The sequence below is a fragment of the Streptococcus sp. SC1 genome (assembly GCF_030272855.1).
Lineage (GTDB): Bacteria > Bacillota > Bacilli > Lactobacillales > Streptococcaceae > Streptococcus.
Map to the genome: position 1 here is coordinate 154,753 of NZ_JAQCMU010000001.1, position 19,199 is coordinate 173,951.

Annotated in this window: 22 protein-coding genes and 1 tRNA gene; 21 read left to right on the top strand and 2 right to left on the bottom strand. The window is 40.7% G+C overall.

The window, feature by feature from the left end; genetic code table 11:
- Nucleotides 1-18 precede the first annotated feature (18 nt).
- The 17 genes from PAN94_RS00820 (at nucleotide 19) to PAN94_RS00900 (ending at nucleotide 14,022) form a co-directional block, all read left to right on the top strand.
- Nucleotides 19-642 (top strand): hypothetical protein, encoded by a 624-nt coding sequence (locus tag PAN94_RS00820; protein ID WP_285874270.1) that lies wholly within the window; start codon nucleotides 19-21, stop codon nucleotides 640-642.
- Complete coding sequence (locus PAN94_RS00825; protein WP_247950968.1) at nucleotides 639-1,487, top strand: glycosyltransferase; 849 nt, start codon at nucleotides 639-641, stop codon at nucleotides 1,485-1,487. The genes PAN94_RS00820 and PAN94_RS00825 overlap by 4 nt, the downstream gene beginning before the upstream one ends.
- Before the next feature lie 37 nt (nucleotides 1,488-1,524).
- Nucleotides 1,525-2,829 carry an O-antigen polymerase gene (locus PAN94_RS00830; RefSeq protein WP_285874497.1) on the top strand — a complete coding sequence of 435 codons (1,305 nt, stop codon included), beginning with the start codon at nucleotides 1,525-1,527 and terminating at the stop codon, nucleotides 2,827-2,829.
- 21 nt (nucleotides 2,830-2,850) lie between these two features.
- A complete protein-coding gene (locus tag PAN94_RS00835) occupies nucleotides 2,851-4,308 on the top strand; it encodes a flippase (RefSeq protein WP_247950970.1) in 1,458 nt (485 codons plus the stop codon).
- Nucleotides 4,309-4,330: 22 nt separating this feature from the next.
- On the top strand, nucleotides 4,331-5,563 hold the full coding sequence (locus PAN94_RS00840) for a nucleotide sugar dehydrogenase (protein WP_285874271.1): 1,233 nt from the start codon (nucleotides 4,331-4,333) through the stop codon (nucleotides 5,561-5,563).
- A 181-nt stretch (nucleotides 5,564-5,744) separates the two neighbouring features.
- On the top strand, nucleotides 5,745-5,972 hold the full coding sequence (gene comW, locus PAN94_RS00845; protein WP_247950972.1) for a sigma(X)-activator ComW: 228 nt from the start codon (nucleotides 5,745-5,747) through the stop codon (nucleotides 5,970-5,972).
- Between the two features lie 243 nt (nucleotides 5,973-6,215).
- Complete coding sequence (locus PAN94_RS00850) at nucleotides 6,216-7,484, top strand: CapA family protein (protein WP_247950973.1); 1,269 nt, start codon at nucleotides 6,216-6,218, stop codon at nucleotides 7,482-7,484.
- Nucleotides 7,485-7,617: 133 nt separating this feature from the next.
- The gene (locus PAN94_RS00855) at nucleotides 7,618-7,989 is read left to right on the top strand and encodes a DUF1033 family protein (RefSeq protein WP_062006286.1); all 372 of its coding nucleotides are present in this window, start codon (nucleotides 7,618-7,620) and stop codon (nucleotides 7,987-7,989) included.
- An 85-nt stretch (nucleotides 7,990-8,074) separates the two neighbouring features.
- Nucleotides 8,075-9,016, top strand: coding sequence for a competence type IV pilus ATPase ComGA (gene comGA / locus PAN94_RS00860; protein ID WP_285874273.1), 942 nt, complete (start codon nucleotides 8,075-8,077; stop codon nucleotides 9,014-9,016).
- Entirely contained in the window at nucleotides 8,964-9,980 is a 1,017-nt protein-coding gene (gene comGB, locus PAN94_RS00865) for a competence type IV pilus assembly protein ComGB (RefSeq protein ID WP_285874498.1), read from the top strand. Before comGA ends, comGB begins: the two co-directional genes overlap by 53 nt.
- On the top strand, nucleotides 9,977-10,294 hold the full coding sequence (comGC, locus tag PAN94_RS00870; protein WP_062123053.1) for a competence type IV pilus major pilin ComGC: 318 nt from the start codon (nucleotides 9,977-9,979) through the stop codon (nucleotides 10,292-10,294). Before comGB ends, comGC begins: the two co-directional genes overlap by 4 nt.
- Nucleotides 10,254-10,688 carry a competence type IV pilus minor pilin ComGD gene (gene comGD, locus PAN94_RS00875; protein WP_285874274.1) on the top strand — a complete coding sequence of 145 codons (435 nt, stop codon included), beginning with the start codon at nucleotides 10,254-10,256 and terminating at the stop codon, nucleotides 10,686-10,688. The genes comGC and comGD overlap by 41 nt, the downstream gene beginning before the upstream one ends.
- Nucleotides 10,654-10,947: a competence type IV pilus minor pilin ComGE gene (comGE, locus tag PAN94_RS00880; protein ID WP_193389924.1), complete on the top strand. Its 294-nt coding sequence runs from the start codon at nucleotides 10,654-10,656 to the stop codon at nucleotides 10,945-10,947. The genes comGD and comGE overlap by 35 nt, the downstream gene beginning before the upstream one ends.
- On the top strand, nucleotides 10,931-11,368 hold the full coding sequence (gene comGF, locus PAN94_RS00885) for a competence type IV pilus minor pilin ComGF (protein ID WP_048791614.1): 438 nt from the start codon (nucleotides 10,931-10,933) through the stop codon (nucleotides 11,366-11,368). Before comGE ends, comGF begins: the two co-directional genes overlap by 17 nt.
- Nucleotides 11,349-11,747: a competence type IV pilus minor pilin ComGG gene (gene comGG / locus PAN94_RS00890; protein ID WP_048791615.1), complete on the top strand. Its 399-nt coding sequence runs from the start codon at nucleotides 11,349-11,351 to the stop codon at nucleotides 11,745-11,747. Before comGF ends, comGG begins: the two co-directional genes overlap by 20 nt.
- 80 nt (nucleotides 11,748-11,827) lie before the next feature.
- On the top strand, nucleotides 11,828-12,793 hold the full coding sequence (locus tag PAN94_RS00895) for a class I SAM-dependent methyltransferase (RefSeq protein WP_048791616.1): 966 nt from the start codon (nucleotides 11,828-11,830) through the stop codon (nucleotides 12,791-12,793).
- A 35-nt stretch (nucleotides 12,794-12,828) separates the two neighbouring features.
- A complete protein-coding gene (locus PAN94_RS00900) occupies nucleotides 12,829-14,022 on the top strand; it encodes an acetate kinase (protein ID WP_285874275.1) in 1,194 nt (397 codons plus the stop codon).
- A 309-nt stretch (nucleotides 14,023-14,331) separates the two neighbouring features.
- Here the strand turns inward: PAN94_RS00900 and PAN94_RS00905 are convergent, their stop codons facing one another.
- A complete protein-coding gene (locus PAN94_RS00905; RefSeq protein WP_048791618.1) occupies nucleotides 14,332-15,222 on the bottom strand; it encodes an RluA family pseudouridine synthase in 891 nt (296 codons plus the stop codon).
- A gap of 151 nt (nucleotides 15,223-15,373) precedes the next feature.
- Here PAN94_RS00905 and pbp2a point away from each other — a divergent pair, with 151 nt between their 5' ends.
- The 4 genes from pbp2a (at nucleotide 15,374) to nusG (ending at nucleotide 18,829) form a co-directional block, all read left to right on the top strand.
- Entirely contained in the window at nucleotides 15,374-17,596 is a 2,223-nt protein-coding gene (gene pbp2a, locus PAN94_RS00910; RefSeq protein WP_048791619.1) for a penicillin-binding protein PBP2A, read from the top strand.
- Nucleotides 17,597-17,656: 60 nt separating this feature from the next.
- Nucleotides 17,657-17,809, top strand: a complete 153-nt coding sequence (gene rpmG, locus PAN94_RS00915) for a 50S ribosomal protein L33 (RefSeq protein WP_015605910.1) — start codon at nucleotides 17,657-17,659, stop codon at nucleotides 17,807-17,809.
- Nucleotides 17,810-17,818: 9 nt separating this feature from the next.
- A complete protein-coding gene (secE, locus tag PAN94_RS00920) occupies nucleotides 17,819-17,998 on the top strand; it encodes a preprotein translocase subunit SecE (protein ID WP_005592084.1) in 180 nt (59 codons plus the stop codon).
- A gap of 294 nt (nucleotides 17,999-18,292) precedes the next feature.
- Nucleotides 18,293-18,829 (top strand): transcription termination/antitermination protein NusG, encoded by a 537-nt coding sequence (nusG, locus tag PAN94_RS00925; protein WP_005591544.1) that lies wholly within the window; start codon nucleotides 18,293-18,295, stop codon nucleotides 18,827-18,829.
- Nucleotides 18,830-19,026: 197 nt separating this feature from the next.
- Here nusG and PAN94_RS00930 read toward each other — a convergent pair.
- Nucleotides 19,027-19,097 (bottom strand) — tRNA-Cys (locus PAN94_RS00930).
- Nucleotides 19,098-19,199: the final 102 nt, after the last annotated feature.

The window sequence follows — 19,199 nt, forward strand, 5'->3', positions numbered from 1 at the left end:
GAGAAATGGAAGTTTATTATGAAAATGGAATTTTTTGGCCCACCAGGATGTGGAAAAACATATATAGTAGAAAACATAAGAGGAATCAGCCGAGAAAGTATTAAAGCAAAAGCTAATAATCCAATATTATCTAAAATAAAAAAGGCTTCTCGGTATTCACCTATATCATTATACTATAAATATTGTTTTAAAAGATTAATATCAAAAGAAACTCTATTTGCTAGTTTTCATGAAACATCCGTCTCAGATATGATAGACAGTATTATTTTAGTAGCAACATCCTATAAAATTGGTATGAATTCTAGCATCATACTGGATGAAGGTCTTGTCCATAGAATTATTGCATTTGGAGTTAATTATAATCTTTCCAATACCAAGATCATACAACTAATTACCATTTTTGAAGATTTATTAAAAAATGTAGATGTCGTATTTGTCTCTGTGCCAGTAGATGAAATAATGAATTTTATCCGTTTACGAAATAGAAAAGAGACTACGATGGATTATTTTGATGACACTAAGCTTCGGGATTTTATAACTAAATATGACGTGACTTGTCGTGAAGTAGCTGAACATTTTCAATTTCATAGACTTTGTCGACAAGACGTAGATAATTTCATTAAGGAGAATAAAAGAGTATGATTGCTTTTGTTATTTTACATTACCAAGCATTGGATGAAACGATTGACTGTGTTTGTACAATAAAGAAGATGGTTAAGGGACCGAAATGTATTGTTATTGTAGACAATGCTTCGCCTAATAAAACAGGTGAAGAATTAATTGAGAAGTATCAGACAGATGAGGAAGTTACTGTCTTAGTCTCAAAAGAAAATATTGGATTTGCAAGAGGAAATAACCTTGGATATGTAGAAGCTAAAAGACACTCTCCAGAATATATCGTTGTAATGAATAATGATGTATTTATTACACAGCCGGATTTTACTGAGCGATTAAATAAATTGCAGGCAATTCATCAATTTGATGTCTTGGGTCCAGATATTTTTTCTACAAAAACAAATATTCATCAGAATCCTCAACGTGAGCGAAACTATAGCTTGCAAGAGTTAAAAATAGCCCAAAAAAAATTACAATTCAAAGACAAATTTAAGTTCTTAATTCGATTGAAGTATTTATTACGTAACAGACCTGATGAAAATGTTTCGCAAGTAGCGGGTTTCGATTCTGTTCAAATTAATAAACCTTTACATGGTGCAATCTATATATTTGCTAAATCATTTATAGACATACATGATGAATGTTTTTATTCAAAAACATTCATGTATTATGAATCTTATATTTTACACTATTTAGGCATGAGAGATAATTTAAAATTTGTATATGATCCTAGTATAAAGGTGGTTCATCATGAGGATGTATCGACAAATCAAACTTATAAAGATTTATATAGAAAAGTTATCTTTGTGAATAAATGTCTACTGGAGTCATGTAATGCTTTTATTGAATTAATGGAATCAACAGAAGATTGAGGGGAAAATGAGCTTTCTATATATTCTGTTATTGGGGATGCTGAGTTTATTCTTTTTATCTTATCTATTATCAGATCGAGATATTCTTTCACCATCTACAATGATGACAATAATGTTTAGTATTAGTTCACTGTTTGCAATACTTAATATTCGTAATTGGCATATTGATTACAATGTTAATGCTGGATTGATTACACTATCTGGTGTGTTTATTTTTATGCTAAGCGAAGTATTGATAAAAAATCTTATAATTAGATCACAAAAACGTGTAGTAAGTAAGCAAATAGATTCCGAACCAGCTATTATGGGTTATCCTATTAATCATTGGAAATTGTATCTATTGATTATCACAAATACTTTTATTGTAATTTGGTATTTCTTGAAAATTCGCTCCCTAGTTGGAGGTGGAGATATATCTGCAATGTTTCAAGAATATCGAAGAATGGGAGTAAACCTGTTAGAAGGTAGGGATGTTGAATCTGTTGGTGGGATGATTATACATTTTCTTAAAATAGTAGAAGGTTCAGGATATGTTGCATCTTACATATTGCTTAATAATATTGTATCTCGTTATAAAAATAAGCTCACAAATAGTTTGTTATTAGTGTTAATTATTTTATCAGTCCTACCTAGTACATTTGGTGCTGGAAGAACGCAGATTTTAAAGTTGTTAAGCGCTATGCTAATTGAATACTATGTTCTTTGGCATCAAAAAAATGGTTGGTTTAGAAATTTATCATGGAAAGTAATACGAGTAGGTTTGACTGGCCTATTGCTGGGAATTCCTGGTTTCTATTATTCCTTGTCTCTTTTAGGTAGAAGTACTTCTAGAACGTTATTTGACTACGTTTCAGATTACATTGCAAGTGCCATAGTATTATTTTCAAAATATGTTGAGTCCCCTGTTCCTGTAAAGGTCTGGGGAGAAGAGTCGCTGTTTAGTTTGCTAAAAATTCTTAACTACTTAGGCCTAAGTGAAAAGTCGACTTCTTATAATTTAGAGTTTCGTCCACTAGGAATCGGATTAAGTAATATCTATACATTCTTTAGAAGACCTTTGCATGATTTTGGTTTATTGGGAATGTACATATTTGTAGCTTTAATAGCAATTCTTTTTTCTTATATTTATTACGGAAAAATAAAATATAGAACTAGAAGTCTAAAAACAACTCGTTGGACTTTAGTTTATGGATATTTGTATTATTGGATTGTTTTATCGCCTATTGATCAGTATAGTAGTGCATATGTATCCGCTGGTACTATTATTATACTTTTTGTAATTATATTTCTATACAGTTTTTTATCGGGCGAAGGTATGAGGATGCGGTTGAGATGGAAATAATACAGGCTTTACGGAGAGGAAATGAAAGAACAATCTTTAACTAAAAATGCTATCTTAAATATTATACGTCAAGCGATGACAATTGTTTTTCCCTTGGTGACTTTTCCCTATGTGTCAAGAGTTTTAGGTAGTGCAGAGTTTGGTAAGTATAATTTTGCGGTGTCTATTGTAAGCTATTTTGCCTTACTAGCAGCATTTGGACTAACGAATTATGCAGTGAGAGAGGGTGCAAGAATTAGAGAGAATCGAAAAGCTCTTTCTTGCTTAACTTCTCAACTGTTTTCTTTTAATTTACTAACATCAGCATTTGCATATATACTATTGTTCTTTATAACTTTTTATAGCAGTAAATTAAACATTTATTTTACGTTGATAGCAGTCCAAAGCTTATGTATTATATTAACAACAATTGGCTTGGATTGGGTTAACATAGTTTATGAGGATTTTTTATATATTACAATACGGTATATTATTATCCAGCTTATTGCATTAATAGCTATTTTCCTGTTTGTAAGAAAACCAGATGATACTGTTATTTATTGTTGGATAATGATAGGTGGCTCATATGGAGGGAATGTAGTCAATCTTTTTTATATAAGAAAATATGTTGATGTGTTTTTCACATTTTCCATTCCTTTTAGGAAATTTTTTGTGCCAATGAGTATATTATTTTTGAATTCATTGGCTGTTATTATCTATGTGAATTCTGATATTACTATTTTAGGTATGTTTGAATCCGACTCAGTTGTGGGAATATATAGTTTCTCATCTAAGATATATAATATACTCAAACAACTGATAAATGCTGTTATAGTTGTTGCAGTACCTCGATTAGTCGTTACCTTAGTGTCAGATATTCAGCGTTATCGAAAATATTTAGAGGATATTTTCAATTTACTAATACTAATATTATTGCCTATATCTAGTGGATTGTTTATGTTGAGTAAGTCAATAATTTTGATTGTTGGAGGGCAGGAGTACCTTGTTGGGGAATCAGTTTTAAGATTGCTGAGTTTTTCTATCATATTTGCCCTAATTTCTTCAATTTATACAAATTGTATGCTAATTATAGGTCGTGAGGAAAAGAAAATTTTGATTGGTACCTCTATCTCAGCTATATTTAATATTGTTGGTAATTTGATTCTGATTCCCTATATTGGGATGATTGGTGCAGCTCTTACAACAGTTTTAGCTGAATTTTTGAATATGCTCATGCAGAGATATTATTCAAAAAAATATGTATTAAGCAATAACTTAGCTAACTGGAAAACGTTTATTTGCTCTTTTTTAGGAGCAGGGATCGTTATCCTTGTATGTTGGAGTATAAATCACGTAATTTTAGGGGATACAGTTATCATATCAGTTCTTCGAATTATAACAGCTATAATGGTATCAGCTCCTTCTTATTTGTTAATTTTAATAGCATTAAAGCATAAGATAATAGTTGCTATGCTAGGAAAATTTAAAAATCGTATATAGAAATTAATGAGGATTATAATAAATGAAAATAGCAGTAGCAGGTACAGGGTATGTTGGTTTGTCCATTGCAGTTTTGTTGTCTCAGCATCATCAAGTAGTAGCAGTGGACATCATTCCTGAAAAAGTCGACTTAATCAATCAAAAACAGTCTCCTATCCAAGATGACTATATAGAGAAATATCTTGCAGAAAAAGAGTTAAACTTAGTTGCTACACTAAATGCAGAAGAAGCTTATCAGGATGCAGATTTTGTTGTTATTGCAGCTCCAACTAATTATGATCCAAAAAAGAATTTCTTCGATACGTCTGCTGTAGAGTCTGTCATAAAAACAGTGCTGAAATATAACCCTGAGGCAATCATGGTGATTAAAAGTACAGTTCCTGTGGGCTATACAGAGTCAGTACGAGAAAAGTTTCAGACTGAAAATATCTTGTTTAGCCCAGAGTTTTTACGGGAGTCAAAAGCCCTTTATGATAATCTGTATCCGAGTCGAATTATTTTAGGAACAGATAAAAATAATGTGCGCTTGGTAGGTGCTGCTGAAACCTTCGCAGGGCTTCTTCAAGAAGGGGCTTTAAAAGAAGATATTGATACATTGTATATGGGATTTACAGAAGCTGAAGCAGTAAAGCTTTTTGCGAATACTTATCTTGCTCTGCGTGTTTCTTATTTTAATGAGCTGGATACATATTCTGAGATGAAAGGTCTAGACACTCAAGCTATTATTGATGGAGTTTGTTTAGATCCACGGATCGGCTCTCACTATAACAATCCTTCCTTCGGCTATGGTGGCTATTGTCTTCCTAAAGATACCAAGCAACTTCTTGCAAATTACTCTGATGTTCCTCAGGATATGATGACAGCGATTGTACAAAGTAATCGGACAAGGAAAGATTATATTGCCGATCGGATTTTAGATCTTGCTGGTGCTTATGTTGGTAATGACTCCTATGAGCCAGCTAGGGAGCGAGACATTACTGTAGGTGTTTATCGTTTAACAATGAAAAGTGACTCAGATAATTTCAGGCAATCTTCTATTCAAGGTGTTATGAAACGCCTGAAAGCCAAGGGTGTCACCATTATTATTTATGAACCAACGCTTGAGGATAGTGTTACCTTCTTTGGTAGTAAGGTAGTCAATGATTTCAAAAAATTTAAGGAACTTAGTCAAGTGATTATTGCTAATCGTTTTGATGAAAGCTTAGAAGATGTAAAAGAAAAAGTCTACACTAGGGATATTTTTAAGAGAGATTAAGATTATTCACATTGCTTGAAATAATTCTCAACCCTCAAATGTCAAAAATATTCCCTGAAATGTTATTTTCTAGTGCCTAACCCTACCTTTTGGCTCTAAAATGAGACCAGATACGATTCTTGCTCCTAATCCGCGCCTTTTTGCGTTAAACTAGTGTTAAAGCAAAAAGATTGGAGTTATAATGGAAATTCAAGAAATTTATAATCAATTCAGAGATTACTATGGGGAGCTTGAAGCTGAGTATGCTCATTGTCAAAAGGCTAGCATGGAGTGGGAAAGCCTGCATCTGCGCTATCTAATTTACTACCTGATGCGCTATGGTATTGGGGAGATGAAGTTTTTTAATGCCTATCACTATCGGGTGGCTTACCGCTGGTATTTGCAGTCCTTGATGCCGAGCTCGGCCTGATATTTAGAGAGTGGGACAGAAATCGGTAATTGGTTAGAATTCGATTTCGTCGTCCCACCTCCGCACAGTTGAGTAGGGCTGTAAAAGCTGATGAAATCAGCGTAGTAGAGCCCACTCAACCACTGCGTCTTGCTCGACAACCCAAAGACAATTGAGAGGCTAGGACTTTTGTCCCAGACTCTTTTTTTATTCTCTTGGGAGGATAATTTATGATAAAATATAAGTAATACGGAGGTTGGCAAAATGGAGAAAAGATCTGGAACCAAGCGACAAGTAGCGTTAAGCAATCGTGCCTTTATCCTTGCCCTGCTGGGAGCGGTATTTGTATCAGCGACTGTCATTTTATTCTTCCAAAGCATCATGGGGATGCCAAAGGGAAGCGGTAGGAATGTTGCTAAAGATGCTTCCAAATCCTCCTCAGTAGCAGGTGAGAAGAAAGACTCGAAAACGGTGCGCATTATGGCTAATGGCGACCTTTTGTACCACGATGGGCTTTATATGAGTGCCCAAAAGGCTGATGGTAGCAATGATTTTTCGGAAAATTTCACCTATGTCAAGGACTGGCTCCAGCAAGGAGATTTGGTCTTGGGAGATTTTGAAGGGACCATACGCTCAGACTATCCTTTGGGAGGCTATCCGCTTTTCAATGCTCCGGAGGCTGTTGTGCCCGCCATCAAAGACGCCGGCTACCAAGTAGTGGATCTGGCCCATAATCACATCCTAGACTCAGGGCTTGAGGGAGTCTTTACGACTGCCAAAGCCTTTGAAGATCACGGAATTAGCCCAGTCGGTGTCTATACTCACAAAAATAGGGATAAATCGCCCATTCTGATCAAAGAAGTAAAAGGTATCAAGATTGCGATTCTGGCTTACTCCTATGGTTTTAATGGCCTGGAGTCCAATCTCAGTCAGAAGGAGATTGATCATCACCTATCGACCTTTGATGAGGACAAGATGAAGGCGGAGATTGAGCAAGCTGAGAAAGAAGCGGACATTACAGTAGTCATGCCACAGACGGGGATCGAATACCAGCTGGAGCCAAACGAGGAGCAGGTCGAGCTTTATCATAAGATGGTGGACTGGGGAGCGGACATCATTTTTGGTGGGCATCCGCACGTGGTGCAGCCTTCAGAAATCCTTGAAAAAGATGGTCAGAAGAAGCTGATTATCTATTCCATGGGAAATTTTATCTCTAATCAGCGGATTGAAACTATGGCTGGTGTGGATACGGCTGAGTGGACCGAGCGTGGTGTCTTGATGGATGTTACCATTGAAAAGACGGACAAGGGGACCATTATCAAAAAAGCTCAGGCACATCCAAGCTGGGTTAGCCGTGTGGAAAAGGGAACTTACTCACCAGAGGGTTACCCGCTTTACACTTATCAAACTCTGATCTTGGAAGATTTCATCGAGGGTGGAAAATATCGCAATCAGCTGGATCAGGCGACCAAAGATCGGATTGATACGGCCTATAAGGAAATGAAAGAGCATGTGCATCTGAATTGGAAATAAGCACAAAAAGCGACACTCCCTTTTGTTTCTTTGCTTTCTTTGATGAAAAACGAACTATTATAGAGCCTACAAGCAAAATAGTTTCATTATCAAAGAATTTTATATATAATATAGGATACAAAAGGGGACAGGTATGTACAGCGTAATAGAAATGTATGGCGATTATGAGCCCTGGTGGTTTTTAGACGGTTGGGAGGACGATATCATTGAAAAAAGGTATTTCGATGATTATTACACCGCCCTCAAATACTATAAACACCGCTGGCTAGAGATGTCTGAAGCATCTCCATTTTATAAAAGCCGCAGTGATCTTATGACGATTTTCTGGGATCCGGCCGATCAACGTTGGTGTGAGGAGTGTAATGAAGATATTCAGCAATACCACTCCCTGCTTTTGTTAGAAAATGAAAGTAAGATCCCCAAGAGCAAGTATCGTCCAGGCTACCGCAAACAAAATGCCACTGAAAAACACCGTATTTGCAAAATTAAAGTGCGGGCTAGGTAGGATAAAAGTCAAAGAATGGAGAAAATTTCTTCATTCTTTTTTTATTTTTTCTCATTTTGTACGAATAGTAAGGTGAGGAGGACTTATGGTTCAAAAAATTGCAAAGGAAATGATTCAATTGGCCAGGCAGGAGGCGGCTCAAGATGTCTATCTGATTCCCAAGAGCTCCTGCTATGAGCTTTATATGCGGGTAGGAGATGAGCGGCGTTTTATTCAAACCTATGATTTTGATTTATTATCGTCAGTCATCAGCCATTTTAAATTTGTATCAGGCATGAATGTCGGAGAGAAGAGGCGCAGCCAGTTAGGCTCCTGCGATTATGATTGTGGAGAGGTCACAGTTTCGCTCCGTCTTTCGACCGTCGGCGATTACCGTGGCTATGAGAGCTTGGTGATTCGGCTCTTACACGATGAGGAGCGTGAGTTGCGTTTCTGGTTTGACAATCTGCCTGATCTTCGTAAAAAAGTCAATTCTCGCGGCCTTTATCTCTTTTCAGGGCCAGTTGGCAGTGGAAAGACGACGCTGATGCACCAGCTGGCTCAGATGAGATTTGGCCAACAACAGATCATGTCTATCGAAGACCCTGTGGAAATCAAGCAGGAAAATATGCTCCAGCTTCAACTAAATGAAACGATCGGCATGACCTACGACAGCCTTATCAAGCTGTCTCTGCGTCACCGACCGGACCTTTTGATTATCGGGGAAATCCGCGACCAAGAAACGGCTCGTGCGGTGGTAAGGGCTAGTTTGACAGGAGCCACGGTCTTTTCAACCATCCATGCTAAGAGCATTCGCGGAGTCTATGAGCGGCTGCTAGAGCTGGGTGTCAGTGAGGACGAACTACGCATGGTATTACAGGGCGTCTGTTACCAGCGCTTAATCGGGGGAGGAGGTGTGATCGACTTTGTCAACCAAGACTATCAACAGCATGAAGCCAGTCTCTGGAACCAGCAGATTGACCAGCTTTTTGCAGATGGACATATCACAGATGATCAAAGGCAGGCGGAAAAAATTATCTACGCCTAAGCAAAAGAAAATTATCGAGCTGTTCCGCAATCTCTTTACCAGCGGTTTTCATTTGGCGGAGATTGTCGATTTCCTACGGCGGAGTGCCCTTTTAGAGGAGGCCTATATCATGGAAATGCGTTCGGGTCTGGCTGCGGGTCAGTCATTTTCCCAGATTATGAAGCGTTTGGGCTTTTCCGATAATGTGGTCACCCAGCTATCTTTGTCTGAGTTGCACGGAAATCTAAATCTTAGTTTGGGTAAAATCGAGGATTATTTAGAAAATCTTTCGAAAGTCCGTAAGAAATTGATTGAGGTGGGGACTTATCCCCTGATGCTGCTTGGGTTTCTAGTACTGATCATGCTAGGCTTGCGTAATTATCTCTTGCCTCAGCTGGACAGTCAAAATATGGCCACTCAGTTCATTCATTATCTACCGCAGATCTTTCTGGGAGGCGTTCTGGTGATTTGCTTACTGATTTGCGGTGGTTGGTTCTATTATCGCAAGAGCTCTAAGATGAGATTTTTCAGTCGTTTGGCTAAGTTTCCTTTTGTTGGAACGCTCGTTCGGGCCTATCTGACGGCCTACTATGCGCGTGAATGGGGCAATATGATTGGGCAAGGATTGGAATTGAGCCAGATCTTTCTTATCATGCAGGATCAGCCTTCTCAGCTCTTTCAGGAGCTGGGACGAGACTTGGAGACGGCTCTAGGCGCAGGTCAGGGCTATGCCGAGAAGGTCGGCACCTACCCCTTCTTTAAGAAAGAGCTGGCCTTAATTATCGAATACGGCGAGGTCAAGTCTAAGTTGGGTGACGAATTGGAGCTGTATGCTGAAAAGACTTGGGAAGAGTTTTTCCTGAGAATCAATCGTGCCATGAATTTAATACAGCCTCTCGTCTTTGTCTTTGTCGCCCTTGTTATCGTTTTACTTTATGCAGCCATGTTGCTGCCAATTTATCAGAATATGGAGATTCAATTATGAAAAAATTAAAAACTTTGAAGGTTAAAGCCTTCACTCTGGTGGAAATGTTAGTCGTCCTTTTAATCATCAGCGTCTTGATGCTCTTGTTTGTCCCGAATTTGACTAAGCAGAAGGATGCTGTTTCAGATACAGGCAATGCGGCTGTAGTCAAGGTGGTAGAAAGTCAGGCTGAGCTTTATGAATTGAAGAATGTTAATGAAAAAGCTACTCTAGGGAAATTGGTTGCTGATGGTCGGATTACCGACAAGCAGGTGGCATCCTATAAGGCTTACTATGGAAAAAACAGTAGTGAAACTCGCGCAGTTGCGGATTAAGGCTTTTACGCTGCTGGAAAGTCTCCTGGCTTTATTTGTGGTCAGTTTCATTTTATTAGGGTTATCTGGCTCTGTTCAGGCCGGTTTCAATCAAGTGCAGGAGCAGCTGTTTTTCCTGGAATTTGAGCATCTTTATCAGGAGAGCCAAAAGCTAAGTGTAGCTGGACATGAAAAGATCAAATTGACCATTTCGGACCGTAAGATTTCCAACGGCTATCAGCAAGTAGAATTTCCCAAGACCTTGCAGGAACATGCTCCTCAGACCATTCAGTTTGATCAGGCTGGCGGGAATTCTTCGCTCAGCAAGATTGTTTTTCAAACGGAGGATAAAAAGGTTGTTTACCAGCTTTATATGGGTAATGGAAAATTTAAAAAGACGACAAATGAAGGCTAGCATTTTGCTGGAGGCTCTGGTGGCAATGGCGGTTTTTGCGGCTATTGCCAGCCTCCTGCTTGGCCAGATTAGTCAGTCGCGGCAGGAACAGATTCGCTTATTGCAGGAGGAGGAAGTCCTACGGGTTGCTCGGATGGCCATGCAGACGGGACAGGAAAATCTGACAGTAAACGGCATTACAGTCCGCCAGGTTAAAACAGACCAGCAATTAACCGTCTATCACCAAGAGGAGAAGGTGCTCAGTGTTAAAAAACGTTAAAATCAAAGCTTTTACACTTTTAGAGACTCTAGTCGCCCTGCTGGTCTTGAGCGGTGGTATATTGGTCTTTCAGTCGATGACCAAGCTTCTGGCTTTTGAACTGCGACATCAACAGGAAAATAAGCAGCAGGAATGGCTCTTATTTGTCGATCAGTTGGAGACGGAGCTATCGCGCAGCCAATTTGACCGAGTCGAAAACGACAAAATCTATGTCAAACAGGATGGCAAACATATAGCTTTGGGCAAATCTCGGAGTGATGATTTTCGCAAGACGGATGCTTCGGGACGTGGCTATCAACCCATGATCTATGGACTTAAAGCTGCTCCGGTCAGTCAGCAGGGGGACCTTGTTCGCTTTCGCTTCCGGTTTGAAAATAATTTAGAAAGAGAGTACATCTATCGTGTTCAAGATAAAAGTTAAGGCAGGCATCTTGCTTTATGCCCTCTTTATGGCAGCTGTCTTTAGCTTGCTCTTGCAATTTTATCTGAACCGGCAGGTGACCAATCAGCGTCTCTTTCAAGCCAATCGGGAGCGGACAGAAGCCTATGCCTTGGCTGTTTTGACCAAGGAGACTGCCACAGAGGAGAACGGGCAATTAGCCTTTGACCAAGGGAGCACCCATTATCGCAGGCAGGGAAATATGCTGGAAGTCAGCAGCCAACTTGCCAATCAGAAGAGTTATTCTTTCTATTTTGAGAGTAAAAAGGAGCCAGAGAAGAAGGACAAAGAAGCTAAAGACTCCAAAGATACTAAAAAAACTAAAGTGCCCTCTCCTTCAACTGACAAGAGAAGCGACTAATATAAATGTAAAAGATTTGTAATCCGATAGCCCTTGGAAAGAGGGCTTCTTTTTGGTATCATAAGACAACGGAGGATGCCATGAAATTTGAAAAAATAGAACGAGCTTTTCACCTGCTTTTAGAAAATGTGCAAAATATCCAAAATGCGCTAGGAACTAATTTCTATGATGCCTTGATTGAGCAGAATGGGATTTATCTGGACGGAGATACAGAATTACAAGAAATTCTGAAAAATAATGACAAGCTTCGTGCCCTGCATTTGACCAAGGAAGAGTGGCGTCGGGCCTATCAGTTTATTTTTATGAAGGCTTCTCAGACAGAGCCTCTTCAAGCCAATCATCAGTTCACACCGGATTCGATCGGTTTCTTGCTGAGTTTTTTGATCGACCAGTTGGCCCAAGACGAGAGAGTCGATTTGCTAGAGATCGGTAGTGGGACAGGCAATTTGGCGGAGACTCTGCTCAACCACACACAAAAAAACATGGATTATCTGGGTCTAGAAATTGACGATTTGCTGATTGATTTGTCTGCCAGCATTGCCGAAGTCATGAATTCCAAGGCACACTTTGCTCAAGGAGATGCGGTGCGGCCTCAGGTTCTGAAAGAAAGCGACTTGATTGTCAGTGATTTGCCAGTGGGCTATTATCCAGATGATGCCGTGGCGGCTCGTTATGAGGTTGCCAGTCCAGACGAGCATACTTACGCCCATCATCTCTTGATGGAGCAATCGTTAAAATATTTGAAACCGGGGGGCTATGCTATCTTTCTCGCGCCAAATAATCTGCTGACGAGCCCTCAAAGTCATCTGCTGAAAAAATGGCTGCTTTCTAGTGCCCAGCTCTTGGCAATGATTTCCCTACCAGAGAAGATTTTCGCGAGCCGACAGAATGCTAAGACAATATTTGTCCTGAGAAAACAAGGCGAATCAGACATTCAGCCGTTTATCTACCCTTTGCAGGACTTGCAAAGTCAGGATGAAATCTTAAAGTTTCGTGAAAGTTTTCAAAACTGGGTCAAAGTTAGTGAAATTCAAACAAATTTTTGATATAATAGTTTGAAAACGCTTAAAGAGGTGACGAGATGTCAAAAACTATTTCTATCAATGCTGGAAGTTCGAGTGTAAAATGGCAACTTTATTCAATGCCAGAAGAAAAGGTGCTGGCTAAAGGTTTGATTGAGCGGATTGGTCTCAAAGATTCAATCTCTACGGTTAAATTTGATGGTCGTTCTGAACGCCAAACCTTAGATATTGCTGATCATACACAAGCTGTGAAAATTTTATTGGATGATTTGAAACGGTTTGAAATTATTCAATCTTACGATGAAATCACAGGTGTTGGGCACCGTGTCGTAGCTGGAGGCGAGTATTTCAAAGAATCAGCTCTTGTGACTGACGATGTATTGGAAAAAATTGAAGAGTTGTCTCTATTGGCTCCTTTGCACAATCCTGCCAATGCTGACGGTATTCGTGCTTTCAAGCAACTTCTTCCAGACATTACCAGTGTGGCTGTTTTTGATACATCTTTCCACACAACCATGCCAGAAAAAGCTTATCGCTATCCATTGCCAACCAAGTATTACACTGAAAATAAGGTCCGTAAATACGGGGCACACGGAACCAGCCATGAGTATGTAGCCCACGAAGCTGCAAAACTTTTGGGTAAACCGATTGAAGAATTGAAATTAATCACTTGCCACATCGGAAACGGTGCTTCTATCACAGCAGTTGATAAAGGGCGCTCAGTGGATACTTCTATGGGCTTCACTCCTCTTGGTGGAGTTATGATGGGAACACGTACGGGTGACATCGACCCAGCGATTATTCCATACTTGATGCAGCATACAGATGACTTTAACACGCCAGAAGATATCAGTCGAATTCTGAACCGTGAATCTGGACTGTTGGGCGTTTCTGAGAAATCAAGTGATATGCGCGATATTCACGAAGCTATGCGTGCGGGTGATGAAAAGGCACTATTGGCAAATGAAATTTTTGTGGATCGCATTCAAAAATATATTGGTCAGTATTTAGCTGTTTTAAATGGAGCAGACGCCATTATTTTTACAGCTGGTATCGGTGAAAACTCTGTGACCATCCGTCGCATGGTCATCGAAGGAATTTCTTGGTTTGGCTGCGATGTCGATCCAGAGAAGAATTTCTTTGGTGCCACAGGAGATATTTCAACAGAAGCTGCTAAAGTCAGAGTTCTGGTTATCCCGACAGATGAAGAGTTAGTCATTGCGCGTGATGTAGAACGCTTTAAAAATCAATAATCAAAAAGCTCGGCCTAGCTGAGCTTTTTCTTGTGACTTTGTGATTATTCTTTGGTCAGATAGGATGATTCAAAACGAGGTGGAGGTGCTAGTAGTCAAAGATGGACTGGGGAGCAAGTTGGCAAAGATAGATGACCTATAAAGAACAGATAGGCGCTTGTTTGTATCTGGCGTGCTAAGTTGCTAGATAGAGGAGAAGAAAAAGACGATGTCCGGTAGGGAATCGTCTTTTTGGGGAAAATCTTTTTTTGAAAGAATTGTGGCTAGTTGGCGATGTGGAGTATTAGTCTTGGGGAATCGGTTATCTGGTTAGCTATCTTTTTTAGATTTGCTTTTGTGCCGTTTGATTTCTGCTTCAAAACTTTCTGACGGTGCTTCCACGTTGATGGTTTCTAGGGTAAATGGATGAGTCAATGTCAAGCGGTGGGCATGGAGCATGAGGCGGCCTTGGGGTTGAGGATGGTAGAGGGGGTCACCGATGATGGGATGGCCGTGATGGGCGAGATGGACGCGGATTTGATGAGTCCGTCCAGTTTTCAATTGACATTTGACCAGAGTCGTATTTCCAAAGTCCTTGAGTCGGGTTACATGAGTTTCGGCATAGAGGCCTTTTTTCGGATCAACGAGTCGTTTCCGTCGATCATGGCGGTCGCGTCCAATTTTATCTTTATAAACGATAGTCTGGCTGGGAAATTTTCCTTGAGCAAGGGCCCAATATTCGCGGTAGATTTCTTTGTTTTCCAAGAGGCGGTTGAGAATGGGGAGAACAAAAGGATTTTTGGCAAACAGGATGGCACCACTGGTTTCTTTGTCCAGCCGGTGGACGACATAGCAGGTTTGTCCGACATAGCTTGACACATGGTTGAGCAGAGCGACTTCTGTCGGCTCATTGCCGTGGCTTTTCATGCCGTTTGGCTTGTTGACGATGATGAGATGCTCGTCTTGATAGAGCTCCTTGACCAGATGAGGTTGGCCAGGGGGGAGTTCTTTTTCTGGATAATCCTCTTTGTCAAAAGTTAGTTGAATGCTGTCGCCAGGCTTGACCAAAGTTTGCCAATGGATGGATTCTCCGTTGACTAAGACATGTTTCTTGGTTCGGAGAAAGTGACGAATTTTGCGAGGAATGAGCAGTTGGTCTTCTAGTAATTCTTTGACGGTCATCGGAGGCAGGCTTGCGGGGATGGTAATAGTAAATTTCATGTTTTCATTGTAGCAAAAACTAGCTCATTTGAAAATGCTTCGTTGGAAAGAGGAAAGAAGCTCTGCTATTTCCTTAAAGAAAGCTAAAAGGAGTAGCAAGTAGCGGAGTCGTGCCTTGTGTCTGCATGGATAAGGTGATAAAATATGTTTTATGAAGAAATTAAATGATATATTTGAAAAATTAGTTAATCTGTTTAAAACGGATCATCCTCAGAAAAAAGTTGCTGAGGAGTTGGAAGGTGAGACACCTGAGCCTAGCTATAGCCGGTCTGGTAAGAATCGGAAGAAGCCCCTGTCTCAACATCCCTTCCGTCGCTTTTGGCGCAGGTTTCATCTGACCAAGATATTCTTGATTCTCGGCTTGACCTTTGGTCTGGTGGTTGGTGGCTATCTTTTTTATGTAGCTAAGACGACCAATGTCAAAGACTTGCAGAATGCTCTTAAAGCCACGACTTTGATCTATGATAAGGATGGAAATGAAGCGGGCAGCTTGTCTGGGCAAAAAGGAACCTATGTCGAATTAGACGCGATTAGTCAGGACTTGCAGAACGCTGTGATTGCGACAGAAGACCGTTCTTTTTATAAGAATGGCGGGATTAACTATAGTCGCTTCTTTCTGGCCATTTTGACTGCGGGGCGTTCGGGTGGTGGCTCGACTATCACGCAGCAGTTGGCCAAGAATGCCTATCTTTCTCAGGATCAGACCATTGAGCGGAAGGCCAAGGAATTTTTCCTAGCTTTAGAGATTAACAAAAAATACAGCAAGCAGGAAATCCTGACCATGTACCTCAATAACTCTTATTTTGGAAATGGGGTTTGGGGCGTGGAAGATGCCAGCAAGAAATACTTTGGTGTATCTGCTAGCCAGCTCAGTCTAGATCAATCAGCGGTTCTAGCTGGCATGCTCAAAGGACCAGAGCTATATAATCCCCTGTATTCAGTCGAAAATGCGACCAACCGTCGTAACACCGTTCTTCAAAATATGGTGGCGGCAGGTTACATTGATCAGGCGACGGCGGATCAGGCTGCGACGGTTGGCATTGGAGGCCAGCTAGTCGATGCCTACGAAGGCAAGTCAGAAGACTATCGCTACCCGTCTTATTTTGATGCGGTGATCAATGAAGCGGTCAATGATTACGGTCTGACGGAAGAAGAAATCGTCAACAACGGCTATCGGATTTACACCGAATTGGACCAAAATTACCAAGCCAGCATGCAGGTTATTTATAGCAATGTCGATCTCTTCCCACTGGCTGAAGACGGGACGCGGGCCGAGTCAGGAAGCGTAGCGCTAGATCCTAAGACGGGTGGTGTTCGGGCTCTGGTTGGCCGTGTCAACAGTGCTGATGGCTCTGCTTTTCGGACTTTCAACTACGCGACTCAGTCTGCTCGCAGTCCAGGATCGACCATCAAGCCTTTGGTGGCCTACAGCCCAGCAATAGCAGCTGGTTGGTCAACGGATAAGGAACTAGATAATAGTCGGACAGTTTTTGGTGATTATAAAGTTAATAACTATGGCAATATCCAAAGTTCACCGACGGTTCCAATGTATCAAGCCTTGGCTGAATCCCTCAATATTCCCGCGGTTTCAACAGTGGATGAATTAGGCGTGAACAAGGCCTTTGAGTACGGCAAAAAGTTTGGTCTTAATATGGATAAGGTAGAACAGAATCTAGGTGTGGCTTTGGGAAGCGGCGTGACGACCAATCCACTTCAGATGGCCCAAGCCTATTCAGTCTTTGCGAATGATGGAGTTATGAATGATGCCCATCTTATCACCAAGATAGAAAATGCTAGTGGTCAGGTTGTCAAAACCCACCGGCAGACTTCTACCCGCGTTCTCAATCGCTCAACCACAGAAAAGATGACCAGTATGATGCTGGGAACCTTCTCAAACGGAACGGGAGTCTATGCGGCTCCTTATGGCTATACAATGGCTGGAAAGACAGGAACAACAGAGACTGACTTTAACCCTGATCTGTCAGGAGACCAGTGGGTCATCGGCTACACACCAGATGTGGTTATCAGCCAATGGCTGGGCTTCCCTAAGACAGATGAAACTCACTATCTGACTGGTACAAGTGCCAATGAAGCTTCGGCTATTTTCCGTAATGTAGCCAACACCATCCTGCCTTATACGGAGGGAACATCCTTCTCGGGTCAGAAAAATGCTTATGCTGAAAATGGAATTTCCCCAATCGATACCTACGGTACTGGTCAAACGAATACGACTAGCGAAAATAAAGACTTCCTGAAAGATGTCCAGGAGCGGGCGCAAAACCTGGTAGATGATGCCAAGAAAGCTATCGATGAGTCTGGGATTACTGAAAAAGCCAAAAATCTATGGGATACCATTACTGGCTGGTTCCATTAATCGTCTAAACGGCTTGTCAAAGAAGTAGAAAACTGCTATAATAAGGGGAATGGAGGCGTCATGGCATTAAAAAAAGCGAGTCTAGCGTGTACAGTTTGTGGGTCGCGAAACTACTCAATCAAACTTAGTAGCACTCCAAAACCTACGCGTCTAGAAGTGAATAAATATTGTAAACACTGCAGTAAATATACGCTGCATAAAGAAACCAGATAGGAGATAGTTGTGAAATTCATTAAAGATGTTTTCGTTTTGCTACGAGATACAACTTGGCCTACCCGTAAAGAAAGATGGACTGATTTCCTTTCCGTAATGGAATACACAGCATTCTTTGCTGTTGTCATCTATATTTTTGATAAGGTAGTTGCCAGCGGTCTCTTCCGCATAATCAACATGTTTTCATAAGAAAGATGAGGCTGGGACAAAAGTCCTAGCCTCTCAATTGTCTTTGGATTGTCGATCAAGACGCAGTGGTTGAGTGGGCTCTACTACGCTGATTTCATCAGCTTTTACAGCCCTACTCAACTGTGCGGAGGTGGGACGACGAAATCGAATTCTAACGAATTACCGATTTCTGTCCCACTCTCATTTGTCTGTAAAATATTTACCAAAATGCTTTGTAATTTTAGATTTTATGGTATAATAAGGCTAGATATCAAGCATAAGCCCTAGGCTTTTTTATTTAGGAAAGGACAAAACATGGACAGTTTTGATAAAGGCTGGTTTGTACTGCAAACCTACTCAGGCTATGAAAATAAGGTAAAGGAAAATCTCTTGCAACGTGCTCAGACCTATAATATGCTGGAGAATATCCTGCGCGTGGAAATTCCGACTCAGACCGTGCAAGTCGAGAAAAACGGCAAGAGCAAGGAAGTCGAAGAAAACCGCTTCCCAGGTTATGTATTGGTTGAGATGGTCATGACGGACGAAGCTTGGTTTGTCGTGCGGAATACACCAAACGTAACTGGATTTGTGGGTTCACACGGAAACCGTTCGAAACCAACGCCGCTCTTGGAAGAAGAAATCCGCAGCATTCTGATTTCTATGGGACAAACGGTTCAAGAGTTTGACTTGGATGTCAAAGTGGGCGATACAGTTCGCATCATTGACGGTGCCTTTGCTAACTATACTGGTAAAATCACGGAAATTGACAATAATAAGGTCAAGATGATTATCTCTATGTTTGGAAATGACACGGTGGCCGAAGTCAACCTCAGCCAAATTGCTGAATTATAATTTTTGAATGCATGAAAAGGAGTCGGAAAGCATTTTCCGCTCTTTTTTGTTAGCAGCGCTGAGATTTTAGATAAAAGCTGGTCATTCTGGGATCATTGCAATTCATTAAACTTGACAAATGACGTAAAAAACAAGCAAAAAAAGCCTGATTTTTCAGGCTTTTAGTTAGTATAAAGTCGGATTTAAACCGATAAAAAAGGCGGTAGACGGATTTGAACCGACGATCAAGCTTTTGCAGAGCCGTGCCTTACCACTTGGCTATACCGCCGCAACTCTTACTATTCTACCTTAAAACGGCCTGTTCGTCAAGAGGCTGACCTGACTTAAGTGAGAATTTCTTGAAGGATGGCTAGCAGATGGGCTGAATCAA

Excerpts from the sequence above, each read along its gene's own strand:
- PAN94_RS00820 (WP_285874270.1), top strand. The coding sequence starts at position 19 with ATGAAAATGGAATTTTTTGGCCCACCAGGATGTGGAAAAACATATATA.
- PAN94_RS00825 (WP_247950968.1), top strand. The coding sequence starts at position 639 with ATGATTGCTTTTGTTATTTTACATTACCAAGCATTGGATGAAACGATT.
- PAN94_RS00830 (WP_285874497.1), top strand. The coding sequence starts at position 1,525 with ATGCTGAGTTTATTCTTTTTATCTTATCTATTATCAGATCGAGATATT.
- PAN94_RS00835 (WP_247950970.1), top strand. The coding sequence starts at position 2,851 with ATGAAAGAACAATCTTTAACTAAAAATGCTATCTTAAATATTATACGT.
- PAN94_RS00840 (WP_285874271.1), top strand. The coding sequence starts at position 4,331 with ATGAAAATAGCAGTAGCAGGTACAGGGTATGTTGGTTTGTCCATTGCA.
- comW (WP_247950972.1), top strand. The coding sequence starts at position 5,745 with ATGGAAATTCAAGAAATTTATAATCAATTCAGAGATTACTATGGGGAG.
- PAN94_RS00850 (WP_247950973.1), top strand. The coding sequence starts at position 6,216 with ATGGAGAAAAGATCTGGAACCAAGCGACAAGTAGCGTTAAGCAATCGT.
- PAN94_RS00855 (WP_062006286.1), top strand. The coding sequence starts at position 7,618 with ATGTACAGCGTAATAGAAATGTATGGCGATTATGAGCCCTGGTGGTTT.
- comGA (WP_285874273.1), top strand. The coding sequence starts at position 8,075 with ATGGTTCAAAAAATTGCAAAGGAAATGATTCAATTGGCCAGGCAGGAG.
- comGB (WP_285874498.1), top strand. The coding sequence starts at position 8,964 with ATGGACATATCACAGATGATCAAAGGCAGGCGGAAAAAATTATCTACG.
- comGC (WP_062123053.1), top strand. The coding sequence starts at position 9,977 with ATGAAAAAATTAAAAACTTTGAAGGTTAAAGCCTTCACTCTGGTGGAA.
- comGD (WP_285874274.1), top strand. The coding sequence starts at position 10,254 with ATGGAAAAAACAGTAGTGAAACTCGCGCAGTTGCGGATTAAGGCTTTT.
- comGE (WP_193389924.1), top strand. The coding sequence starts at position 10,654 with ATGGAAAATTTAAAAAGACGACAAATGAAGGCTAGCATTTTGCTGGAG.
- PAN94_RS00895 (WP_048791616.1), top strand. The coding sequence starts at position 11,828 with ATGAAATTTGAAAAAATAGAACGAGCTTTTCACCTGCTTTTAGAAAAT.
- PAN94_RS00900 (WP_285874275.1), top strand. The coding sequence starts at position 12,829 with ATGTCAAAAACTATTTCTATCAATGCTGGAAGTTCGAGTGTAAAATGG.
- PAN94_RS00905 (WP_048791618.1), bottom strand. The coding sequence starts at position 15,222 with ATGAAATTTACTATTACCATCCCCGCAAGCCTGCCTCCGATGACCGTC.
- pbp2a (WP_048791619.1), top strand. The coding sequence starts at position 15,374 with ATGAAGAAATTAAATGATATATTTGAAAAATTAGTTAATCTGTTTAAA.
- rpmG (WP_015605910.1), top strand. The coding sequence starts at position 17,657 with ATGGCATTAAAAAAAGCGAGTCTAGCGTGTACAGTTTGTGGGTCGCGA.
- nusG (WP_005591544.1), top strand. The coding sequence starts at position 18,293 with ATGGACAGTTTTGATAAAGGCTGGTTTGTACTGCAAACCTACTCAGGC.